20 protein-coding genes are annotated in these 20,799 nt (G+C 68.0%); 9 read left to right on the forward strand and 11 right to left on the reverse strand.

Going from position 1 to position 20,799, the window contains the following annotated elements:
* Positions 1-238 precede the first annotated feature (238 nt).
* Complete coding sequence (locus ATO6_RS19040; RefSeq protein ID WP_176441013.1) at positions 239-970, reverse strand: hypothetical protein; 732 nt, start codon at positions 968-970, stop codon at positions 239-241.
* Positions 971-1,098: 128 nt separating this feature from the next.
* Between ATO6_RS19040 and ATO6_RS19045 the strand changes: the two genes are divergently transcribed.
* Complete coding sequence (locus tag ATO6_RS19045; protein ID WP_088625633.1) at positions 1,099-2,469, forward strand: cytochrome P450; 1,371 nt, start codon at positions 1,099-1,101, stop codon at positions 2,467-2,469.
* 16 nt (positions 2,470-2,485) lie between these two features.
* Here the strand turns inward: ATO6_RS19045 and ATO6_RS19050 are convergent, their stop codons facing one another.
* From ATO6_RS19050 to ATO6_RS19090, 9 genes are all read right to left on the reverse strand, one after another.
* On the reverse strand, positions 2,486-3,391 hold the full coding sequence (locus ATO6_RS19050; RefSeq protein WP_088625634.1) for a sulfotransferase domain-containing protein: 906 nt from the start codon (positions 3,389-3,391) through the stop codon (positions 2,486-2,488).
* A 146-nt stretch (positions 3,392-3,537) separates the two neighbouring features.
* The gene (locus tag ATO6_RS19055) at positions 3,538-3,846 is read right to left on the reverse strand and encodes a Na+/H+ antiporter subunit E (RefSeq protein WP_088625635.1); all 309 of its coding nucleotides are present in this window, start codon (positions 3,844-3,846) and stop codon (positions 3,538-3,540) included.
* A 97-nt stretch (positions 3,847-3,943) separates the two neighbouring features.
* Positions 3,944-4,426, reverse strand: coding sequence for a transcription antitermination factor NusB (gene nusB / locus ATO6_RS19060; RefSeq protein WP_088625636.1), 483 nt, complete (start codon positions 4,424-4,426; stop codon positions 3,944-3,946).
* 15 nt (positions 4,427-4,441) lie between these two features.
* On the reverse strand, positions 4,442-4,996 hold the full coding sequence (locus ATO6_RS19065; RefSeq protein WP_088625637.1) for a 6,7-dimethyl-8-ribityllumazine synthase: 555 nt from the start codon (positions 4,994-4,996) through the stop codon (positions 4,442-4,444).
* On the reverse strand, positions 4,996-6,132 hold the full coding sequence (ribB, locus tag ATO6_RS19070; RefSeq protein ID WP_088625638.1) for a 3,4-dihydroxy-2-butanone-4-phosphate synthase: 1,137 nt from the start codon (positions 6,130-6,132) through the stop codon (positions 4,996-4,998). Before ribB ends, ATO6_RS19065 begins: the two co-directional genes overlap by 1 nt.
* A gap of 110 nt (positions 6,133-6,242) precedes the next feature.
* Positions 6,243-6,890, reverse strand: a complete 648-nt coding sequence (locus tag ATO6_RS19075; RefSeq protein ID WP_088625639.1) for a TetR/AcrR family transcriptional regulator — start codon at positions 6,888-6,890, stop codon at positions 6,243-6,245.
* A gap of 158 nt (positions 6,891-7,048) precedes the next feature.
* A complete protein-coding gene (locus ATO6_RS19080) occupies positions 7,049-8,194 on the reverse strand; it encodes a hypothetical protein (RefSeq protein ID WP_088625640.1) in 1,146 nt (381 codons plus the stop codon).
* A gap of 98 nt (positions 8,195-8,292) precedes the next feature.
* Positions 8,293-8,823 (reverse strand): hypothetical protein, encoded by a 531-nt coding sequence (locus ATO6_RS19085; RefSeq protein WP_088625641.1) that lies wholly within the window; start codon positions 8,821-8,823, stop codon positions 8,293-8,295.
* Between the two features lie 53 nt (positions 8,824-8,876).
* The gene (locus ATO6_RS19090; RefSeq protein ID WP_088625642.1) at positions 8,877-9,473 is read right to left on the reverse strand and encodes a riboflavin synthase; all 597 of its coding nucleotides are present in this window, start codon (positions 9,471-9,473) and stop codon (positions 8,877-8,879) included.
* Between the two features lie 129 nt (positions 9,474-9,602).
* Between ATO6_RS19090 and ATO6_RS19095 the strand changes: the two genes are divergently transcribed.
* The 8 genes from ATO6_RS19095 (at position 9,603) to glnT (ending at position 19,780) form a co-directional block, all read left to right on the forward strand.
* Positions 9,603-10,331: a gamma-glutamylcyclotransferase gene (locus ATO6_RS19095; RefSeq protein ID WP_176441014.1), complete on the forward strand. Its 729-nt coding sequence runs from the start codon at positions 9,603-9,605 to the stop codon at positions 10,329-10,331.
* Between the two features lie 92 nt (positions 10,332-10,423).
* Positions 10,424-11,716, forward strand: coding sequence for a capsule biosynthesis protein (locus tag ATO6_RS19100; RefSeq protein WP_088625644.1), 1,293 nt, complete (start codon positions 10,424-10,426; stop codon positions 11,714-11,716).
* A gap of 150 nt (positions 11,717-11,866) precedes the next feature.
* Entirely contained in the window at positions 11,867-12,958 is a 1,092-nt protein-coding gene (locus ATO6_RS19105; protein WP_088625645.1) for a polysaccharide biosynthesis/export family protein, read from the forward strand.
* Position 12,959: 1 nt separating this feature from the next.
* The gene (locus ATO6_RS19110; RefSeq protein ID WP_088625646.1) at positions 12,960-14,987 is read left to right on the forward strand and encodes a capsular polysaccharide biosynthesis protein; all 2,028 of its coding nucleotides are present in this window, start codon (positions 12,960-12,962) and stop codon (positions 14,985-14,987) included.
* Between the two features lie 507 nt (positions 14,988-15,494).
* Positions 15,495-16,367, forward strand: coding sequence for a glutamine amidotransferase family protein (locus ATO6_RS19115; protein ID WP_088625647.1), 873 nt, complete (start codon positions 15,495-15,497; stop codon positions 16,365-16,367).
* Positions 16,367-17,050: a GXGXG domain-containing protein gene (locus ATO6_RS19120; protein ID WP_088625648.1), complete on the forward strand. Its 684-nt coding sequence runs from the start codon at positions 16,367-16,369 to the stop codon at positions 17,048-17,050. Before ATO6_RS19115 ends, ATO6_RS19120 begins: the two co-directional genes overlap by 1 nt.
* Positions 17,050-18,375 carry an FMN-binding glutamate synthase family protein gene (locus ATO6_RS19125; protein ID WP_088625649.1) on the forward strand — a complete coding sequence of 442 codons (1,326 nt, stop codon included), beginning with the start codon at positions 17,050-17,052 and terminating at the stop codon, positions 18,373-18,375. Before ATO6_RS19120 ends, ATO6_RS19125 begins: the two co-directional genes overlap by 1 nt.
* Before the next feature lie 97 nt (positions 18,376-18,472).
* Entirely contained in the window at positions 18,473-19,780 is a 1,308-nt protein-coding gene (gene glnT, locus ATO6_RS19130; RefSeq protein WP_088625650.1) for a type III glutamate--ammonia ligase, read from the forward strand.
* A 184-nt stretch (positions 19,781-19,964) separates the two neighbouring features.
* On the opposite strand, the gene ATO6_RS19135 is transcribed toward glnT, so the two are convergent.
* Positions 19,965-20,753, reverse strand: coding sequence for an inositol monophosphatase family protein (locus ATO6_RS19135; protein WP_088625651.1), 789 nt, complete (start codon positions 20,751-20,753; stop codon positions 19,965-19,967).
* Positions 20,754-20,799 lie beyond the last annotated feature (46 nt).

A 20,799-nucleotide genomic window follows, 5' to 3' on the forward strand; every position in this document is an offset into this window, starting at 1 on the left:
CGATCGTGCCGATGTTGCAGTGCGGTTTGTTCCGCGCAAACTTTTCCTTTGCCATTGGCTAGGGCGCCTCGTCGTTGGGGGGCATCGCCTGCGTCTCAGGCCGGGCCCGTTTCGTCTCCGCGCGCCGTTTATTGACTCGCGCGGGGAAAATCAAGCGCCCGCGGGCTGAAATGGCCTGCGGGCGACGTGGTTTGCGAGCGATCGAAACCGCGCGAAACCGCGCGGTGCGTGTTGGCCGTCAGCCCGGCGTCACGGCCACGGGCGACAGCGTCGTCGCACCGGCCGGCGGGGGCGTGGTGGTCCGGCGCTGCGGCGTGGTCGTCCGCGCCGGCGTCGTGGCCTGAGCCGGAGGCGTGGCGGTCGTCGTGGCGGCGGGCTGCGTCGCCTCGGGCACCCGGCGGACGACGGTCCCCGGACGATACCCGGCGACCGAGGTCGGAGCCCGCCCCTCTCCGAACCATTCGCGATTTTCCAGCAGGTAGTTCTCGATCAGCTTGGCGCCGTTCGCGGCGAGGTCGGCCAGCTGCTCTTCCTTGCTCTTGGTCAGGCCGGTGCCGATCATGAACTCGCCGCCCAGCGTTTCCCAGACGGTGATCTCGGCGGGCTTCTCGGTCAGCTTCACGCCCTTGGCGTCGTCCCAGACCGTCAGGCGCAGGATGATGACCGATTTCGGCGCGGCCACGACCGGCACACCGGCGACGGCGACGTTGTAGCCTTCGATGCTGACGCCGAGGTGATAGTAGTGGTCGCCGTCATACCGGCTGAACCGCTCGTCGATCGCGGATTTGAACGCGGTGACCAGTTCCTGTTCGCTGACGTCGCGCGACAGCGGACCCTTGGCGGCCTTGGAGGCCACCACGACATTGTGCCCGAGCAGGAAGTTGCCCAGATCCTCGGTCGGCTTGTTCAGATCATCGGCGATGGAACAGCCGGAAAGGGCCATGACGGCGGCGAGGACGAGTTTGCGCAAGGCTCGGGGCTCCCTTGGATTGGACCGGGTTACCGGATAACTCAGCAACCCCTGCGGCGCAACAATCCCTCGGTTTGAAGCGGCGATTGTTTGCACCTATATCGAAATCGAGACACGGAGGAACAGCCATGCCCCGCGACCTCGAGCCGTCCGGACCGGCGCTGCCGGTGCACGTGCCGCTGGTGACCCAGCCGATGGGGTTCTTCGGCAGCTTCCGCGCCGCGCGACGGAACATCCTGTCGATCATCCCCCGCATCGCCACCACGCAGCCCATCGTCTCGGGCCGCAGCGGGGTGCGGTGGCACATGGTGATGGACCCCGGCGCGCTGCGGCATATCCTGCTGGAAAAGCTGGATAATTACCCGAAGTCCACGGTGACGAAGAACCTGCTGAAACCGGCCATCGGCGAGTCACTCTTCATCGCCGAGGGCGCGCACTGGCGCTGGCAGCGCCGCGCCGCCGCGCCCGCCTTCAGCCATCGCAATGTCGCCAACCTCGGCCCCTTCATGACCCGCGCGGCCGAGGCGGCGGCGGACCGCATCGCGGCCGCCGGACCCCGCGCGGTCAACCTGCATGACGAAATGGTGAGGGCGACCTTCGACGTGATCTCGGACGTCACCTTCACCGGCGGCGGCGGTTTCGACCGGGATGGCGTCCACCGCGCCATCGACGCCTATATCGACGAGGCCGCCCGCATCTCGCTGTTCGACATGCTGGGCCTGCCCGACTGGGTGCCCCGTCCGGGGCGCGTGTTCTCGGGCCAGGCGCTGAAGCAGATGAAGAGCGTGGCGGACGAGGCCGTGCAGGCGCGCCGCGACCGGCCGCATGACGGGGTGCCCGACCTCCTGGACCTGCTGCTGGCGGGCGAGGATTCCGAGACCAGGCGAAAGATGAACACCGCCGAGCTGCGGGACAACCTGCTGACCTTCATCGTCGCGGGGCACGAGACGACGGCGCTGGCGCTGTCATGGGCGCTCTACCTCTGCGCCTTCGCGCCCGAGGAGCAGGACAAGGCGGCGGAGGAGGCGCGCGCGGTCCTTGGCGACCGTGCGGCCACGGCGGCGGATGTGGCCGCCCTGCCCCTGACCCGCCGGATCGTGGACGAGGCTTTGCGTCTCTACCCGCCTGCCGCGCTGGTGTCGCGGACGGCGCTCAAGGCCGACACGCTGTGCGGGCGCGAGGTTCGGCCGGGCGACACGGTGATGATTCCGATCTACGCGCTTCACCGGAACCACCTGCTTTGGGAGGATCCTGACAGCTTCCGCCCCGACCGCTTCGCCGATCCCAAGGCGATCGACCGCTACGCCTACCTGCCCTTCGGCGACGGCCCCCGGATCTGCATCGGTGCCAGCTTTGCCATACAGGAGGCGGTGATCATCCTCGCCACCCTGCTGGCCCGGTTCCGGTTCCGCACCGTGCCCGGACGCACCCCCGACCCGGTGATGATCATCACGCTGCGCCCCGAAGGCGGCGTCTGGCTGGAGGCCGGGGCGCGCTGACCCGGCCTCCGCCGCGTCAGGATGTGGCGAGGTTGCCGCCCTCGAACCACGCCCGCGCCTCGGGGTCGGGCACCAGTTCGTCCATCCTGGCGTCGTAGGCGGCCAGTTCGTCCTCGGTCAGCTGGCCTTTCCACTTCTGCGAGCTGGCGGAATCGAAGAACCCCGCGTCCGACCGCCAGAAACCCGTCCCCGCGACCGGGGCAAACCGGTCGGCATTCGCCTTCATCGCCCCGAACGAGGTCGCGGCGGCCACGCGGTCGACCAGCGCCGGATCGTCGATCCCGATCGCCTGCGCCAGCCGCTCCACGGCGGCGCGACCGTCACGCACCATGCCCGCGTAATGGAACAGGACCATGTCCGTCCGGCGGCCCGAGCAGACGGTTTCCGTGTAGTGCAGGCAGAACTTGGCCAGCGTGTCGTGGCCGAAATCCTCGCGATCCACGCCGCCCTCGACGAAGGCGCGGAAGGACTCGGGCACCGGGGCGAGGTAGATGCGGTCGATCTCGTGCACGTTGGCGGTGTTGGCGACGTGCTTGCGGAGCGAAAAGAAGATGTCGAGCGGATGGCGATAGACGGCGATGACCGGTATCCCCTCCCAGATCGGAAAGCCGTCGCCGGGGGTGTGGGTCTTGAGCACGCGCCGCCCGGTCTGCGCGGCGATGGCCGCCGTCACCTCGTCCGCCGGCACGCCCAGATCGGCGTCGACCCAGGGCGAGATGACGGGCACCGGCGCGGACAGGTCGGGGCCGCCGTTGACCAGCATGCACAGCATGCTCTGCGTCCAGGTGGTCCCGCATTTCGGCGGGGTGCAGACGACGATGTCGCCCTGCCTCGGCTGCCAGGTGTTCCACCGCTCGGGCGTGGTGACGCCCCCGCGATACGTCCTCAGTCCCGGCGCAAGGACCTTGGCCTCAGTCAGCATCGCAACTCTCCCCCTCGTTACCCAGTGACACAGGGAAGCCTAAACGCTGAACCGGTCCGGCACGAAGCGCAAACTTGTTGCAGGAAAGGAAGGCGCCGCGATCTTCCCCAAGATCGCGGCGCCGGAATGTCGCGTGAGTGGCGACCTCAGCGCCTCGGGGCCCGCGCCTCTGCACGGACCGGCGCCAAGCCTCGGAGCGTCACCGGGGCACGGGTGCCGCCGCGCGGCCCCTCCGGCTTGTCGGCCATCCGCATGATGCGGTAGGCGAACTGCACGCCCGCAAAGACGATACCGTTGAAGAACCACAGCAGGAACACGGCCAGCACGCCGTCCGGGCCCTGCGCCAGATGCCGCAGGTGGCCCACGTCGAACCAGATCAGCAGCGCCGCGAAGACGGCGGCGATGGCGAAACCGGTGAGAACGCTGGAAATGTAGAGACGGATGAGCTTGGGCATCACGGGCACCTGATGGGTTATACCCTCAGGCTAGGGCAAGCGGACCCGTATGTCACCCACGGCATGCTGTCGCGGGGCGGAACAGGCCGGTGGCCGCTCAGAACGCCTCGGGCCGGGCCTCGCGCGCCATGTGGTCCAGCACCGCGTTGACGAACTTGGATTCCTTCCCCTCGGGGAAGAACGCCTTGGCCACGTCGACGTATTCCACGATCACCACCTTGGGCGGTGCGTCGCCCTCGACCAGCTCGGCCCCGGCGGCGCGGAACAGCGCGCGCAGGGTCGGGTCGATCCGGGCGATCGGCCACTTGGCCACCAGCGCGCGGTCGGTCATCTGGTCGATCTTGGCCTGCCAGTTGACGGCATCCCGCATCACCTTGCGGAAATGGTCGACGTCGCCCTCCAGCATCTCGTCCTCGTCGTAGACGGCGCCGAAGCGGTGATCCTCGAACTCCGCGATCACCCGGTCGACGGTCTGGCTGGCCGCCTCCATCTGGAACAGCGCCTGCACGGCATAGAGCCGCGACGCGCTGCGCATCTTGCGCTTCTGGTTGCCGGATACGGCCGGGGCTTTGTCGGTCATCGGATGCCTGCGGGATCAGGGTTTCGGGTCGGTGAGCGCCGCGATGACCGTGTCCTCTCCCATGGGTCCGACTGGGCGGAACCCGACACCTGCGCGCGGCGCGCCCCACTTGCGCGAAAGCGCGAGCAGATGCAAGGCCGCCGCTGCGGCACCGCCACCCTTGTTCTGATCCGCCACCCGCGCCCGCACCAGCGCCTGGTCGCGGTTCTCGACCGTCAGGATGCCGTTGCCGACCGGATAGCCCGACAGCCCCAGCAGGGTCAGCCCGCGCGAGCTGTCGTTGCAGACCGTCTCGTAATGCGTCGTCTCGCCCCGGATCACGCAGCCAAGCGCGACATAGGCGTCGTAGTTCGACATCCGCCCCGCCATCGCGATGGCCGTCGGCACCTCGAGAGCACCCGGCACCTCGATCAGCTCGTGCGTGGCGCCCCATGCCTCGATCTCGGCCTTGGCGCCCGCGATCAGCTCGTCCGCGATGTCGCGATAGTAGGGCGCGACCACGATCAGGACCTTGGCCGCCTTGCCCAGTTCGCCGCGCGGCAGGGTGTAGTGCAGTTCGTTCCCGGCCATCAGGCGGCTCCCGTGATCTTGCGCGTGCCCGTGATCTCCAGCCCGTAGGCGTCGAGCCCGACGATGGAGGGCTTGGGCGAGTTGGTCAGCAGCACCAGCTTGTGCAGCCCGAGCGACGACAGGATCTGCGCGCCCAGCCCGTATTGCTTCAGCACCTGCGGGCTGACCTCGGCCCCGGTCGCCAGCCGCATGTGCGTATCGCGAAGCAGGACCAGAACGCCGCGACCCTCCTCGGCGATCAGGCGCATCGCGTCGGCGAACTCCGCCGTGCGGCCCTTGCCGCCCAGCCCCGCCACGTCCTTGAGCGGGTCGAGCGCATGCATCCGCACCAGCACCGGATCGTCGCCTTCCACGTCGCCCTTGATCAGCGCGATATGCTCGGCGCCCTGCGTCGAGTCGGTGTAGATCCTGAGCGTCCACTCGCCGCCGAATTCGGACTGGACCGTCTGCTCCTCGCGCACTTTCACGAGGTTGTCGTGACGGCGGCGGTAGGAGATCAGGTCGGAGATCGTGCCGATCTTGAGCCCGTGCATCTGGGCGAAGGCCACCAGTTCCGGCAGGCGGGACATGGTGCCGTCCTCGTTCATGATCTCGCAGATCACGCCCGAGGGGTTCAGCCCGGCCAGCCGCGAGATGTCGACGGCGGCCTCGGTGTGCCCGGCCCGGACCAGCACCCCGCCCTCGCGGGCGCGCAGCGGGAACACGTGGCCCGGCGTGGCGATGTCGGCGGCCCCCTTGGCGGAGTCGATGGCGACGGCGACGGTCCGCGCCCGGTCATGGGCGGAAATCCCGGTCGACACGCCCTCGCGCGCCTCGATCGAGACGGTGAAGGCGGTCTCGTGCCGCGACGAGTTCTGCGAGGCCATCAGCGGCAGACCCAGCTGGTCCACACGCGTGCCGGTCATCGACAGGCAGATCAGCCCGCGCCCGTGCTTGGCCATGAAGTTGATCGCGTCCGGGGTGCACATCTGGGCGGGGATCACCAGATCGCCCTCGTTCTCGCGGTCCTCGTGATCGACGAGGATGAACATACGCCCGTTGCGCGCGTCGTCGATGATCTCCTCGACGGACGAGATCGCGTCGCGCCAGTTCTCTTCGACCGGACCCGGCGTTTCGTAGGTGGCACTGTCGGGCATGGGACCCTCCCCGTTCAACGTGTGGGGCCGAGATAGAGCACCCAAGTCAGTTTTGCCAGAGGGACGCCGCGAACAACGGGTGTGTGAACCTGCGGGAAACGGATCGCCGTTCAGTCCGCCCTGCCCCACGGCTTTTCCACGATGGCCTTCGGCTCCGGCTCGTCGACATAGGACCGGATCAGCCGGTCGATGGCGTTCCGGGTCAGGCGGCTGTGCTCGCGCGAATAGCCCAGCGTCGCAACGAAGCTCCAGTGCGCATGCATCATCGAGACGAAGAGATAGGACAGTTCCTCGCACCGTTTGCCGCCAAGGTCGGGATAGGCGATGGCAAGCTCATGCACGATCACCTGCCCGAGGGTCAGGTATTGCGCGCAGAGCCGGTCCTTGAGCCGGTCCGACCCCACGGCGAAGGCGACGAATGAATCGTAGACCTCCAGATCGTCCGGCATCGGATGGTCGTCGAGCAGGTCGAAGAAGAAATCCAGAAAGAAATCCAGCCGCTCGACCTGGTTGGTGTTGATGATTCCCTCGACCAGCAGGTCGCGATAGCGGCTGGCCAGATAGTCGCACAGGTCGACAACGATACTTTCCTGATCGGGGTAGTAGTACCGCAGCAGCTGGCGCGACAGACCGGCCTGGTGCGCGATCCGGTCATAGGTCAGCCCCTGCAGGCCATGATCGCGGATCACGTCCTTGGCCGCACTCAGGATCTCGGCTTTCCGCGCCTGCGTCACTTCGGTGTCAGTCGTGCGTGCCATGATGCAGGTCCGGCCTCCGCTGCAGTCGTCCGGTTGCAATCATGCCCCAGCGGGTGCGCGTTGTGTAGGCGTTACCGGCCGCTGCAGGGCACGGCCACGGACATGAAGACAGCCGCCGGAGGTCCGGCGGCTGTCCGTGTTTCCAAGGGCCCGGAGGCTTACAGGATGGCCCGCGCGATGCGGATCATCTGCAGGATTTCATATTCCGGGTCATTCAGCTGCACGATCTGACCGTTCACGACCGAGTAGTTCTGGCCGGCCCCGAGTTGCGGCAGCCGGTACAGGCTCATCAGCTCACTCTGCGACAGCGCCGCCGTCGGCGAGATCGGGACGCCCGGCGCGATGTTCGCCACCTGCGCCATCTGGTTCACCAGCAGCAGCGAGGTGTAATCCTGCTCGTCCAGCAGGACCGGCAGGCCGTCGATCAGGCCATAGCGCTGCCCGGCGGGCGCGGGGGCGAGGTTGAACAGCGATGCGATCTGGTCGGACTGAAGCAGCAGGTAGTCCGGATCCGGATCGAAGCCGAAATCCGAGCCCAGCCAGCTGTCGCGCCGCTCCAGCCAGATCTCGTCATAGCGGTCGCGGTCGTAGGACACCCAGTCGTCATAGGTCACGCCCTTCTTGGCCAGCCCCGGCGGGACGCAGGGCGGGTCCTTCTTGGCAAGGCCCGGCGGGCAATTGCTGTAGGCGATCAGCTGATCCTCGGGAATGTCGCTCCAGACCATCTGGGGCGTCAGCAGGGCGAGCGAGGTCGCGCCGATGATCCGTGTCATGTCGCGGCCCGCGGGCGCCGGGGTGCCGACGATGCGGGTCACCACTTCTTCGCGCTCGGCCGCGCTGTAGGGGCCACGGGCCTTGGCGGCCTTGCCATTGCCGTTCGACGCCTTTTCGACGCCGTTGCCGTTGGCCTTGGGCTTCGGCCCGCCCGCATGTTCGGGCTTGCCGTTGCCCTTGCCGTTGCCGCCATTGCCGTTTCCGGCATTGGCCTGCCGTTCGGCCTTGTCGGGCTTGCCTTTCGCCTTGCCGGCATTGGCGTTTCCGTTGCCATTGCCCTTGCCGTTGCCTTTTCCGGCATTGCCGTTGGCCTTGCCTTCCTTGATCAGCTTGCCATTGCCGCCCTTGTTGCCATTGCCATTGCCGCCGCCATTGCCATTGCCGCCGCCATTGCCCTTGGCGAGCCAGACCTGCGCGTCATGCGCCGGGGCGAAGCCTGCAATCTCGCCTTGTTTGTGGGTCGGAGCGGCAGACAGGGTCGTCGTGCCGAGGGCAAGCGCAACGGCGCTGCCGAGGAGAAATTTGTACATAACGGTCACCTTTGATTTGGAAAGGTAACGCCGCACGTCCCCCGAGTGTTCCACGCCACCGCCTGTCCCGCGCCGCGGGCCTGCCGCGAGCCGCTCCGTCAGGCGCGGTCGAGCGCCCCGCCCAGATAGGTCCCGGCCGCGAGGTAGGCCCCGAGCCGGCCCGCCGCGACCCAGCCCTCTTCCCACGGGGCACGACCGACCAGCACGAAGGACGACGCCGGCCGCCCCTCCTGCACCCGCGCCAGCGCCGCGCGCAGCGCGGGCCACGAGGCATGGGCGGGCGGTGCGCGATAGACCCGGTCCAGCGGCAGGACCTCGGCCATCTCCACCGGATCGAGCGGCGCGGACAGCAGACCGATCCGCAGGCACCGCCGGATCCCGGCGAGCCGCTCCGCCCAGGAGCGGTCGAGCGGCCCGCCCCCCTGCAGCCCGAGCGCGTTCGACGTGAAGACCAGCGCATCCACGTCCCGCCCTGCCGTCGCGCGGACCGAGGCATAGGTGGCATAGCTCATCCCCAGCTCTGCCGCGCGCGTGCGGCGGCGGCGGACCTGTTCGACCGTCAGGCTTTCACGGCGCGCGGCCTGCGCGTGCTTCCATGTGTAGATGCGTACCGCGCGCCCGTCGTCCATCGACGGGCCGCGGTTGTGCCCGATGCCGGGCAGCGGGACAGCGGCGCGGTCGCTCAGTCCTCGAACTCCCGCAGGCGTGCGACGTAGCGGGCCATCGTGTCGATCTCGAGGTTGATCCGGTCGCCGACCTTCACGTCACCCCATGTCGTCACGGTCTTGGTGTGCGGGATCAGGTTCACCCCGAATTCCGACCCGTTCACGTCGTTCACCGTCAGCGAGGTCCCGTTCAGCGCGACCGATCCCTTGGGCGCGATGAACCGCGCCAGAGCGTCCGGCGCGCGGAAGGTCACCCGCGTGCTGTCGCCCTCGTCGTCCATCGCGATCACCTCGGCCATGCCGTCGACATGGCCCGACACGATATGCCCGCCCAGCTCGTCCCCGACCTTGAGCGCACGTTCGAGGTTCACCCGACGCCCGCCTTCCCAGCCGTTGTGGCCGATGGTGGTCTTGTCCTGCGTCTCGGCGCTGATCTCCACGTCGAACCAGTCCGGCCCGGTCTCGATCGCGGTCAGGCAGACCCCGTCGCAGGCGATCGAGGCCCCGATCTCGATGGTCGAGGTGTCATAGGCCGTCCCGATCCGCGCCTTCAGGTCGCCGCGCTTTTCCACGCTGCGCACGATGCCGACATCGGTGATGATCCCAGTGAACATGGCCGCCTCCGTTTGCTGCATCGGACCTACCTGTGCGGAGGCGCGCGGACAAGGGGGCTTCCCATTCCGGCAGGGGCCGTCATGCTGGCCGCGCCCAATCCGACAGCGCCCCCAATCCGAAAGCGCCCCATGCCCATCGACCCCGCCGCCTTCCGGCACCATCCCCGCCTGCAGGGCCAGATCACGGACCCCGACACCTCGTTCTTCCGCACCTTCAGCCCGGCGGAATTCGACAACGTGATCCGCGAACAGGGCGGGCGGGCGGACTGGCGCTATCCGGACGAGGTGCGGACGGCGATGATGGCCGAGACGCTGGGCGACCGGCTGAACGACGACATCTGGGTCTTCGGCTACGGCTCGCTGATGTGGGATCCCGGTTTTCACTTCTCGGAAATCCGCCGCGCCCGGATCACCGGCTACCGCCGCGCGATGGCGCTCTACGACGCGCAGGGCGCCCGTGGCACGGCGGAGGCGCCCGGCCTCATGGCCGCGCTGGTCGAGGGCGGGACGGTCGACGGCGTGGTGTTCCGCATCGACGCGGCCCATGCGGCGGACGAGGTTGAGGTCGTCTGGCGGCGCGAGATGGTGGGCCCCGGCTACCTCGCCCGGTTCCTGCCCGCCGAGACGGATCAGGGCAGGGTCGAGGCACTGGCCTTCGTCGGCGACACCACGCAGGAGGACATCCGCCCCGACCTGCCCCGCGCCGACATCGTCCGCTACATCGCGACGGGCGAAGGCATCCTCGGATCCAGCCTCGATTACCTGCGCAACATGCTGATTCATTTCCGCGAGATGGGGATCCCCGATCCCGACCTCGAAGCGCTTATGGACGAAGTCCTCGCCTATCGGGCGGATTGATCCCCCAGCGTCGACAATCACCCCCTTGTGGTCACATTTCTGCCCCCCTCCCCATCTAGTCCGATGGGCAGGCAATCGGGTAAAGCAGAACCATGGCTGCGATCACGGGACATAACCGCACTTTCCTTTTCCTTCAGGGACCTCACGGGCCGTTCTTCTACCGGCTCGGACGGATGCTGCGGATCGCGGGCTCCGATGTCTGGCGCGTCGGCTTCAACGCGGGGGACCGGGCGTTCTGGTTCAACAGCAAGAGCTACATACCCTATCGCGGCCGGGTCGAGGACTGGCCCGACACCTTCGACGCGCTCTGCGCCGAGAAGGGCATCACCGACATCGTCCTCTACGGCGACACCCGCGCCATCCATGCCGAGGCCGTGACCCGCGCCCGCAAGCGCGGCCTGTCGGTGCACGTGTTCGAGGAAGGCTACATGCGGCCCTACTGGGTCACCTACGAACGCGGCGGCGCGAACGGGCATTCCCGGCTGATGGACATGAGCGTGGACGAGATGCGCGTGGCGCTGGAAAACTCGGACATGGACACCCCGCTGCCGCCCGCACGCTGGGGCGACATGCGCCACCACGTCTTCTACGGCGCGCTCTACCACTGGTTCGTGATGTTCCGGAACGGCGACTACCGCAACTTCCGCCCGCACCGGTCGCTGACCGTGACCAAGGAATTCCAGCTCTATCTGCGCCGCCTGCTGCTGATGCCGTTCCAGGCGCTGGACCGCTGGTGGTCCAGCCTGCGCATCCGCCACGGCGGCTTCCCCTATCACCTCGCCCTGCTGCAGCTGGAACACGACAGTTCGTTTCAGATGCATTCGCCTTTCGACACGATGACCGACTTCCTCGACGTCGTCATGAAAGGCTTTGCCGAGGGCGCGCCGCAGCACCATCACCTCGTCTTCAAGGCGCATCCGCTGGAAGACGGCCGCGTGCCGCTCCGGCGCGAGATCCGGCGGCTGAAGAAAGCCTACGGTCTCGGCGGCCGCGTGCATTACGTCCGCGGCGGCAAGCTGGCCCAGCTTCTGGAAGACGCCCGCACGGCGGTGACGGTCAATTCGACCGCCGCGCAGCAGGTGCTGTTCCGCGGCATACCGATCAAGGTCTTCGGCCGCGCGGTTTACGCAAAGCCCGAATTCGTCTCGACCCAGCCCCTGCCCGACTTCTTCGCGGGCGCCAGCCGCCCCGACCGCCGCGCCTATCAGGATTACCGCCGCTACCTGCTGGAAACCAGCCAGATCGCCGGCGGCTTCTACTCCTCGCGTGCGCGCCGCCAGCTGCTACGACAGGTTGTGGATATGATGCTGTCGGACGAAGATCCCTATGACGCGCTGCAATCGGGCACCGCGGCCCCAAGGCAACAGTTGCGCGCCATCACCTGACGAACAAAAAAAGCCGGACTGGCGTTTTCGGACCTATTCCGATAACTTGCCGGAAAAAGCTGAGGCATAAAAACAGGTCGAGGAGACCGGGCAGTGACTTCAAAGGCAAACCCATGGGCGAGATCCGTCGCCCTTCTGGCCATTGCATCCATGGTCGGAGGGTGTTCGCTCCTTCCCCGTGTCGGGCCGAACAAATCCGAAATCTTCGCAGGGTCCGTGCAGCGCGAGGGCGACGCCTTCATCGTGTCGGTCAATGACCGCGTGACACGCGCCACCGCGATCATCCCCGCGCTTGGCTTTTCGCAGGATTTCATCAACGCCGTGGTCATGGGCTCCGACGTGATCCGTCCCGGCGACACGCTGGGCCTGACGATCTGGGAAAACGTCGACGACGGCCTGCTGGCCGGCGAGGGCACCAACGCCACCGTCCTGCAGGAAGTGCAGGTCGACGGCTCGGGCTTTGTCTTCGTCCCCTACGCGGGCCGGGTGAAGGCCGCGGGCAATACGCCGGAAAGCGTGCGCCGCGTCATCACCAACAAGCTCAAGGAACAGACGCCGGACCCGCAGGTCGAGGTGCGCCGCCTTGCCGGCGACGGCTCGACCGTGTCGCTGGTCGGCTCCATCGGCGGCCAGGGCGTCTATGCCATCGAACGTCCGACCCGCACGCTGTCGGCGATGATCGCCCGTGCGGGCGGCATCACCGTGTCGCCCGAAATCGCCAAGATCACCGTGCTGCGCGGCTCGCACAAGTCGACCATCTGGTTCCAGGACCTCTACGAGAACCCGCGCTACGACATCGCCCTGCGCGGCGGCGACCGCATCCTGATCGAGGAAGACACCCGCGCCTTCACCGCGCTCGGCGCCACCGGATCGCAGCGCCGCATGGTCTTTGAAACCCAGACGCTCTCGGCGCTCGAAGCCATCGCGCAGGTCGGCGGCCTCGTCTCCACCGCCTCCGACCCGACCGGCGTCTTCGTCTTCCGCAACGAAGCGGCGGAAATCGCGAACTCCGTCCTCGGGCGCACTGACCTCGTCGGCGCGCAGCGGATGGTCTACGTGCTGAACCTGACGGAACCCAACGGCATGTTCGTGGCCCGCGACTTCGTGATCCGCGACGGCGACACGCTCTACGTCACCGAAGCGCCGTTCACCCAGTGGAACAAGACGATCTCGGCCCTGACCGGCACGCTCGTGTCCGTCGGCAGCGTGACCGACGCCGCCAACACCCTGTCCGGGAACTGATATGACCGGGCGCGATGGCGCCCGCGACGCCGCCGGGGCCGAAGGGTCCCGGCGGCTTTATTATTTCAACGCCGGTTTCCTGCGCCAGCGCCGCCTGCGCCGCATCCTGTCGCTGGCAGGCTACGACCTGACGATCGGCCGCCCCGGCGAGGACGACCTGATCGGCGTCTGGGGCCGCTCGCCCTATGCCGCGCGGGGCGAGGCGATGGCCGCCCGCACCGGGGCCGCCCTGATCCGGATCGAAGACGCCTTCCTCCGCTCGCTCCACCCCGGCCGGGCGGGCGAGCCGCCGACCGGCCTGATCATCGACCGGACGGGGATGCATTTCGACGGCGACGGCCCCTCCGACCTCGAAACCCTGCTGGCCACCCATCCGTTCGACGACACCGCCCTGCTGAACCGCGCCCGCGGCGGCATCGCCCGCCTGCGCGAAGCGCATCTGTCGAAATACAACGCCTTCTCGCCCGAGGCTCCGGTGCCGGAACCGGGCTATGTCCTCGTCATCGACCAGACGCGCGGCGACGCCTCGGTCCGCTTCGGCGGCGCGGACATGAACACCTTCCGCGAGATGCTCTATTACGCGCAGGAGGAGCACCCGGCCGCCCGTGTCCTCATCAAGACGCATCCCGAAACCCGCGCGGGTTTCCGACCCGGCCATTTCGGCCCCGAGGACGCCACCGGCAACGTCCAGCTCCTGACCGACCCCGTCTCGCCCTGGGCGCTGATGGAGGGCGCGATAGCGGTCTACGTCGTCTCCTCCCAACTCGGGTTCGAGGCGATCCTCGCCGGCCACCGCCCGCGCGTCTTCGGCCGTCCGTTCTACGCGGGCTGGGGCCTGACCGACGACCGCCACCCCCTCGCCTATCCGCGCCGGGGCCGCACGCTGACCCGCCCGCAGCTCTTCGCCGGTGCGATGCTGCTCTACCCGACATGGTATGACCCCGCCCGCGACCGCCTTGGCACGTTCGAGGACGCGATGGAGCAACTCGCCGCCCGCGCCCGCGTCTGGCGCGAGGACCGCGACGGCTGGACCGCCTCGGAGATGCGCCTGTGGAAGCGCCCGTTCCTGAACGCCTTCTTCGGCACCGAACGGCGGGTGAAGTTCTCCGAAATCGCCGCGCCCCCGCGCCGCCGGATGATCTGGGCGAGCAAGGCCGCGCCCGAGGACGACGGCGTCCGGGTCGAGGATGGCTTCCTCCGCTCCCGCGGGCTGGGGGCGGAACTGGTCCCGCCGCTGTCGCTGGTGCTGGACGATCTCGGCATCTACTACGACCCGACCCGCGAAAGCCGCCTCGAACGCCTGATCGCGGCCCGCGCCGAGTTGCGCCCGGACCAGACACACCGGGCCGAGGCGCTGATCCGCCGCCTCGTCGCGCTCGGCCTGTCGAAATACAACCTCGCCGGTCCCACGCCCGACCTGTCGGACCTGCCCCCCGGCCGCCGCATCCTCGTGCCCGGACAGGTCGAGGACGACGCCTCAATCCGCCTCGGCGCCGGTCAGGTTTCGACCAACCTCGCCCTGTTGCGCGCCGCGCGGGGGGCGAACCCGGACGCGGTGATCCTCTACAAGCCGCATCCCGATGTTCTGGCGGGCCTGCGCACCGGCGCGGTCGATCCTGCCGACCTCGTCGGTCTCGCCGACGCGATCCCCACCGGGACCGACCCCGCCGCCCTGCTGGAGCAGGTGGACGAGGTCTGGACCATGACCTCGCTCATGGGGTTCGAAGGGCTCCTGCGCGGCAAGCCCGTCACGGTTACCGGCGCGCCCTTCTACGCCGGCTGGGGCCTGACCCGCGACATGGGCCGTATCCCCGACCGTCGCCGCGCGCAGGTCACGCTGGAGGGGCTCGTACACGCCGCGCTGATCGACTACCCGCGCTACCGGGATCCCGTCACCGGGGCCGCCTGCCCGGTCGAAGTCGCGGTGGACCGTCTCGCCACCGGCACGGTCGCCAAGCCCGGCCCCGGAATGCGCCTGCTGAGCAAAGCGCAGGGCGCGCTGGCGGGGTATGCGCACCTTTGGCGGTAGCCCCAGGGTAAAGGTCAGGCCCGCCAAACTCTCCCTCTGCCGAAGGTCCGCGCGCATCGCCTGATCGGGCAGACCAACCGTCCCTGACCGTAATCCCAAGGCCGGGCCACCTGCCCGTGGGTTGGCGCTCCCGACGATTGAGCGAGGCGCTTGATCCCCGCCACACCCCTCCTCTGCCAAAGGTCATCGCGCGGGAGGCAAAGCGCCTACCCGCCGGGACGGGCAGGCGCCAGGCGCGGCGGCTTCGCCTTGATTCCGCGCCCGGTCGGACAGAGCACCCGGCCAACAAAACCGCGCCCTGTGCGCCCTGGGTCAACCAGCTACCGAACGGACGTGAGACCGACCACCTGTTTCGACACTCCCCCCGACCGATCACCCTTTCATCCACCTCCGCCCAATTTCTGACCGCACCCGCCCATCATTCCCTGAAAGAAACATTTTCCCCTGTCAGTAATCTCACCACCAAGCTACGGTCCCCTCAACCCACCACGATTCGAGGACCCACCCATGTGCGGCATCGTCGGCATCTTCACCAAGACCGAAGCCCTCCGCCCCACCCTCGGCCAGCACCTGTCGGACATGCTCATCACCATGTCCGACCGCGGCCCCGACAGCGCCGGGATCGCCGTCTACGGCAGTGATACCCCCGGCATGACCAAGATCACCGTGCAGGCCGACGACCCCGCGCGCCTCGCCGCGCTGGACCTGCCGGGGGCGGAGATCCGGACGATCTCGACCCATGCCGTCATCTCAATGCCCGATGGCAAGGCCGCGGAAACACTCGCCAAACTCCGGGCCACGCCGGGCCTCCGGATCATGGGCAGCGGCGCACGGATCGAGATCTTCAAGGAGGTCGGCCTGCCCGCCGACGTCTCCCGCCACTTCGCGCTGCCCGCGATGTCCGGCACCCATGGGATCGGCCACACCCGCATGGCGACCGAAAGCGCCGTGACCACCGACGGCGCGCACCCGTTCTCCACCGGCCCGGACCAGTGCCTCGTGCACAACGGATCGCTGTCCAACCACAACTCCGTCCGTCGCCGCCTCGCCCGCGACGGCGTGACCGTGAGCTCCGAAAATGACAGCGAAGTCGCAGCGGCTTACCTGACCCACGCGATGTCCAGCGGCAGGAACCTCGGGCAAGCCCTTGAGTCCGCCCTGAAAGACCTCGACGGCTTTTTCACCTTCGTGGTCGGCACGCGCGACGGCTTCGGTGTCCTTCGCGACCCGATCGCCTGCAAGCCCGCCGTTATGGCCGAGACCGCAGACTACGTCGCTTTCGGTAGCGAATACAGGGCTTTGGCGCCCCTTCCTGGCATAGAACATGCAAGGATCTGGGAACCGGAACCGGCGAAAGTCTACTTCTGGGAGGCCGCGTGATGCAGAGCGTCGACCTTTCCTCCAGCGATCTCCGCAGCTTGAACGCCGCCCTTCAGGCACAGGCCGAACAGACCAACCAGACCGTCTGGGAGGTGCTGAATCCCCGCGGCGCCCATGCGATAGCCGTCGGCCTTGATGCACCGATCGAAGTCACCGTGAACGGCTCCACCGGCTACTACTGCGCCGGGATGAACAAGCAGGCGACCGTCACGGTCAAGGGTTCCGCCGGGCCGGGCGTGGCCGAGAACATGATGTCCGGCACCGTCATCGTCGAAGGCGACGCCAGCCAGTATGCCGGTGCGACCGGACGCGGCGGCACGCTGATCATCAGGGGGAACGCCTCGTCCCGCTGCGGCATCTCGATGAAGGGCATCGACATCGTCGTCGGCGGCAACGTCGGCCACATGTCCGCCTTCATGGCTCAGAAGGGCAACCTCGTCGTCTGCGGCGATGCGGGCGACGCGCTCGGCGACTCGCTCTACGAGGCGCGGCTTTTCGTGCGCGGTTCGGTCAAATCCCTTGGCGCGGACTGCGTCGAGAAGGAGATGCGCCCCGAGCATCTGCACGATCTCGCGGCACTTCTGGAAAAAGCGGGCCTCGATCACGATCCGGCCAGCTTCCGCCGCTACGGATCGGCCAGAAAACTCTATAATTTCAACATCGACCACGCAGGTGACTACTGATGGACGCCACTCCGCCCACCCTGCCCAAGCAAAGCTGGACCTTCTCGCGCGAGACGAATGCCGACATCCGCCGCGCGGCGGCGACCGGCATCTACGACATCCGCGGCGGCGGTGCGAAGCGCCGGGTCCCGCATTTCGACGACCTGCTGTTCCTCGGCGCCTCGATCTCGCGCTATCCGCTCGAAGGCTACCGCGAAGCCTGCGGCACCGACGTCGTCCTCGGCACCCGGCACGCCAAGACGCCGATCGAGCTGAAGATCCCGATCACCATCGCCGGCATGTCCTTCGGCTCCCTCTCCGCGCAGGCGAAAGAGGCGCTCGGCCGTGGCGCGACGCTGGCCGGCACCTCGACCACCACCGGCGACGGCGGCATGACCGAAGAGGAGCGCGGCCATTCGGAAAAGCTTGTGTATCAGGTGCTTCCGAGCCGTTACGGCATGAACCCCGACGACCTGCGTCGCGCCGATGCGATCGAGATCGTGGTCGGCCAGGGCGCGAAACCCGGCGGGGGCGGCATGCTCCTGGGCCAGAAAATCACCGACCGCGTCGCCGGGATGCGCGACCTTCCGGTCGGCATCGACCAGCGCTCCGCCTGCCGTCACCCGGACTGGACCGGCCCCGACGACATGGAGATCAAGATCCTCGAACTGCGCGAGATCACCGGCTGGGAAAAGCCGATCTACGTGAAGGTCGGGGGGGCAAGACCCTATTACGACACGGCTTTGGCCGTGAAGGCCGGGGCCGATGTCGTGGTGCTGGACGGCATGCAGGGCGGCACCGCCGCGACGCAGGATGTCTTCATCGAACACGTCGGCCAGCCGACGCTGGCCTGCATCCGCCCCGCCGTGAAGGCGCTGCAGGATCTCGGGATGCACCGCAAGGTGCAGCTGATCGTCTCGGGCGGGATCCGCACCGGGGCCGACGTGGCAAAGGCGCTGGCGCTCGGGGCTGACGCGGTTTCCATCGGATCGGCGGCACTCGTGGCGCTCGGCGACAACGACCCGAAATGGGAGGCCGAGTACCAGAAGCTCGGGACGACGGCGGGCGCTTATGACGACTGGCACGAGGGCCGCGACCCGGCGGGCATCACCACGCAGGACCCTGCGCTCGCCGCCCGGCTTGACCCGGTCGAAGCGGGCCGCCGCCTGCGCAACTACCTCGCCGTGATGACGCTCGAGGCCCAGACCCTCGCCCGCGCCTGCGGCAAGAGCCACCTTCACAACCTCGAACCCGAGGACCTCTGCGCCCTGACGATGGAAGCCGCCGCCATGGCGCAGGTGCCGCTGGCGGGCACAGACTGGTGGCCGGGCAAGGCGGGATTCTAGGCGCGGGAGCGGGGTGCAACCGCCTCCGCCAGGCAGCGGGAAACCGAATGTAAATAGCGCGGCCAGGCCGCCAGAGGGACAGAACCGGAGAGACGACATGACGAAAGACCTCGCCAAGTTCGCCGAGAAGAACGGCGTCAAATACTTCATGATCTCCTACACCGACCTCTTCGGCGGCCAGCGCGCGAAACTGGTGCCGACGCAGGCCATCGCCGGGATGCAGACCGACGGCGCGGGCTTCGCGGGCTTCGCCTCTTGGCTCGACCTGACGCCGGCCCACCCTGATGTGCTCGCCGTCCCCGACCCCGCCTCGGTCGCGCAATTGCCGTGGAAGCCCGAGGTCGCATGGGTCGCCGCAGACTGCACGATGGAGGGCGAACTGGTCGCCCAGGCCCCCCGCAACGTGCTGAAGAAGCTGGTGGCCGAGGCCGCGGACAAGGGCTACCGCGTCAAGACGGGCGTGGAGGCGGAGTTCTTCCTGCTCTCCGCCGACGGATCCGAGATCTCCGACGCCTACGACACCGCCGAGAAACCCTGCTACGACCAGCAGGCCCTGATGCGCCGCTACGACGTGGTGGCCGAGATCTGCGACTACATGCTGGAGCTCGGCTGGGGCCCCTACCAGAACGACCACGAGGACGCGAACGGGCAGTTCGAGATGAACTGGGATTTCGACGACGCCCTCGTCACTGCCGACCGCCATTCCTTCTTCAAGTTCATGGTGAAATCGGTGGCCGAAAAGCACGGCCTGCGCGCCACCTTCATGCCGAAGCCCCTGCCCGGCCTGACCGGCAACGGCTGCCACGCGCATATCTCCGTCTGGGACAAGGCAGGCAAGGTCAACGCCTTCGCCGACGACAACGCCGCGCTTGGCCTCTCCGCCGACGGGATGCACTTCCTCGGCGGCATCGTGGCCCATGCCAAGGGCATGACGGCGCTGACCAACCCGACAGTGAACAGCTTCAAACGCATCAACGCGCCCGTCACCCATTCAGGCGCCACATGGGCCCCCAACACGGTGACGTGGTCCGGCAACAACCGCACCCACATGATCCGCGTCCCCGGCCCCGGCCGGTTCGAGCTGCGCCTGCCCGACGGCGCGGCCAACCCCTACCTCCTGCAGGCCGCGATCATCGCCGCCGGCCTGTCCGGCCTCGCCTCCAAAACCGACCCCGGCCAGCGCCTCGACATCGACATGTATGCCGAAGGCCACCTCGCCAAGGACGCGCCCCGCCTGCCGCTGAACCTGCTCGATGCGATCCGCGCCTTCGAGGCCGACGGCGCCCTGACCGCCGCGCTCGGCGCCGAGTTCTCCGCCGCCTACGCCAAGCTCAAGATGCAGGAATGGGACAGCTACATGCACCATTTCTCGGCCTGGGAAAAAGCCAACACGCTCGATATCTGAGCGCGATCCACGGGCTTCATCTTGCCGGAAGTATGCCCGCCGGAGGCATCGGCGGCGAAGGCCTCCCACCGGGAGGCGTGAGGCGACGATTTCCCGCGCGATGCCCACAGGGGGCGCAATCATTCGACTTTCCCTTGGAAAGCCGAAGCCTCCGGCGGGAGTTTATCCGGCCAGATGAAGCGGATCAGTCGTTGCGGATAATCTTGGCGAACTGTTCGAACAGGTTGGCGTTGGCGCAGATCACCTCGCCCTCGGACAGGATATCGCCCTCGGGGTCGATCGCCTCGACGAAGCCGCCCGCCTCGCGCATGATCACCACGCCCGCCGCGATGTCCCATGCGTTCAGCCGCCGCTCCCAGAACCCCTCGTAGCGGCCCGCCGCGACATAGGCCATGTCGAGCGCCGCGGCGCCCCAGCGACGGACACCGGCGCAGACCGGGCTCAGCCGCGCGAGGTCCTGCAGGACCGCAGGCAGATCGGTTCGGCCGGCGAAGGGCAGGCCCGTCGCGAAAAGCGACTCGATCATCCGGCTGCGGCCCGAAACGCGGATCCGCTGGTCGTTCATCCACGCGCCCTCGCCCTTCTCGGCAAAGAACATCTCGTCCTTGGCGGCGTCATAGATCACGCCCGCCACGACCTGCCCCTTGTGCTCGAGCGCGATCGAGATCGCCCAGTGCGGCAGGCCGTGCAGGAAGTTCGTCGTTCCGTCCAGCGGATCGACGATCCAGCGCCGGGTCGGGTCCTGACCGTCGATCTCCTTCTCCTCCTCGGCCAGCCAGCCATAGGTCGGCCGCGCCCCGAGAAGCTCTTCCTTGAGGATCGCCTGCGCCGCGAGATCGGCCTTGCTGACGAAATCCCCCGCGCCCTTCATCGAGACCTGCAGGTTCTCGACCTCGCGGAAATCCTTCACGAGGCTGCGGCCGGCCTTGCGGGCGGCCTTGAGCATGATGTTGAGATTGGCGCTGCCGGGCATGTCGGGCTCCTGTTCGGTCGAGGGGCGCGTATAGACCCGCGCCCCG

This window comes from Oceanicola sp. 22II-s10i, assembly GCF_002210105.1.
GTDB lineage: Bacteria > Pseudomonadota > Alphaproteobacteria > Rhodobacterales > Rhodobacteraceae > Pseudooceanicola.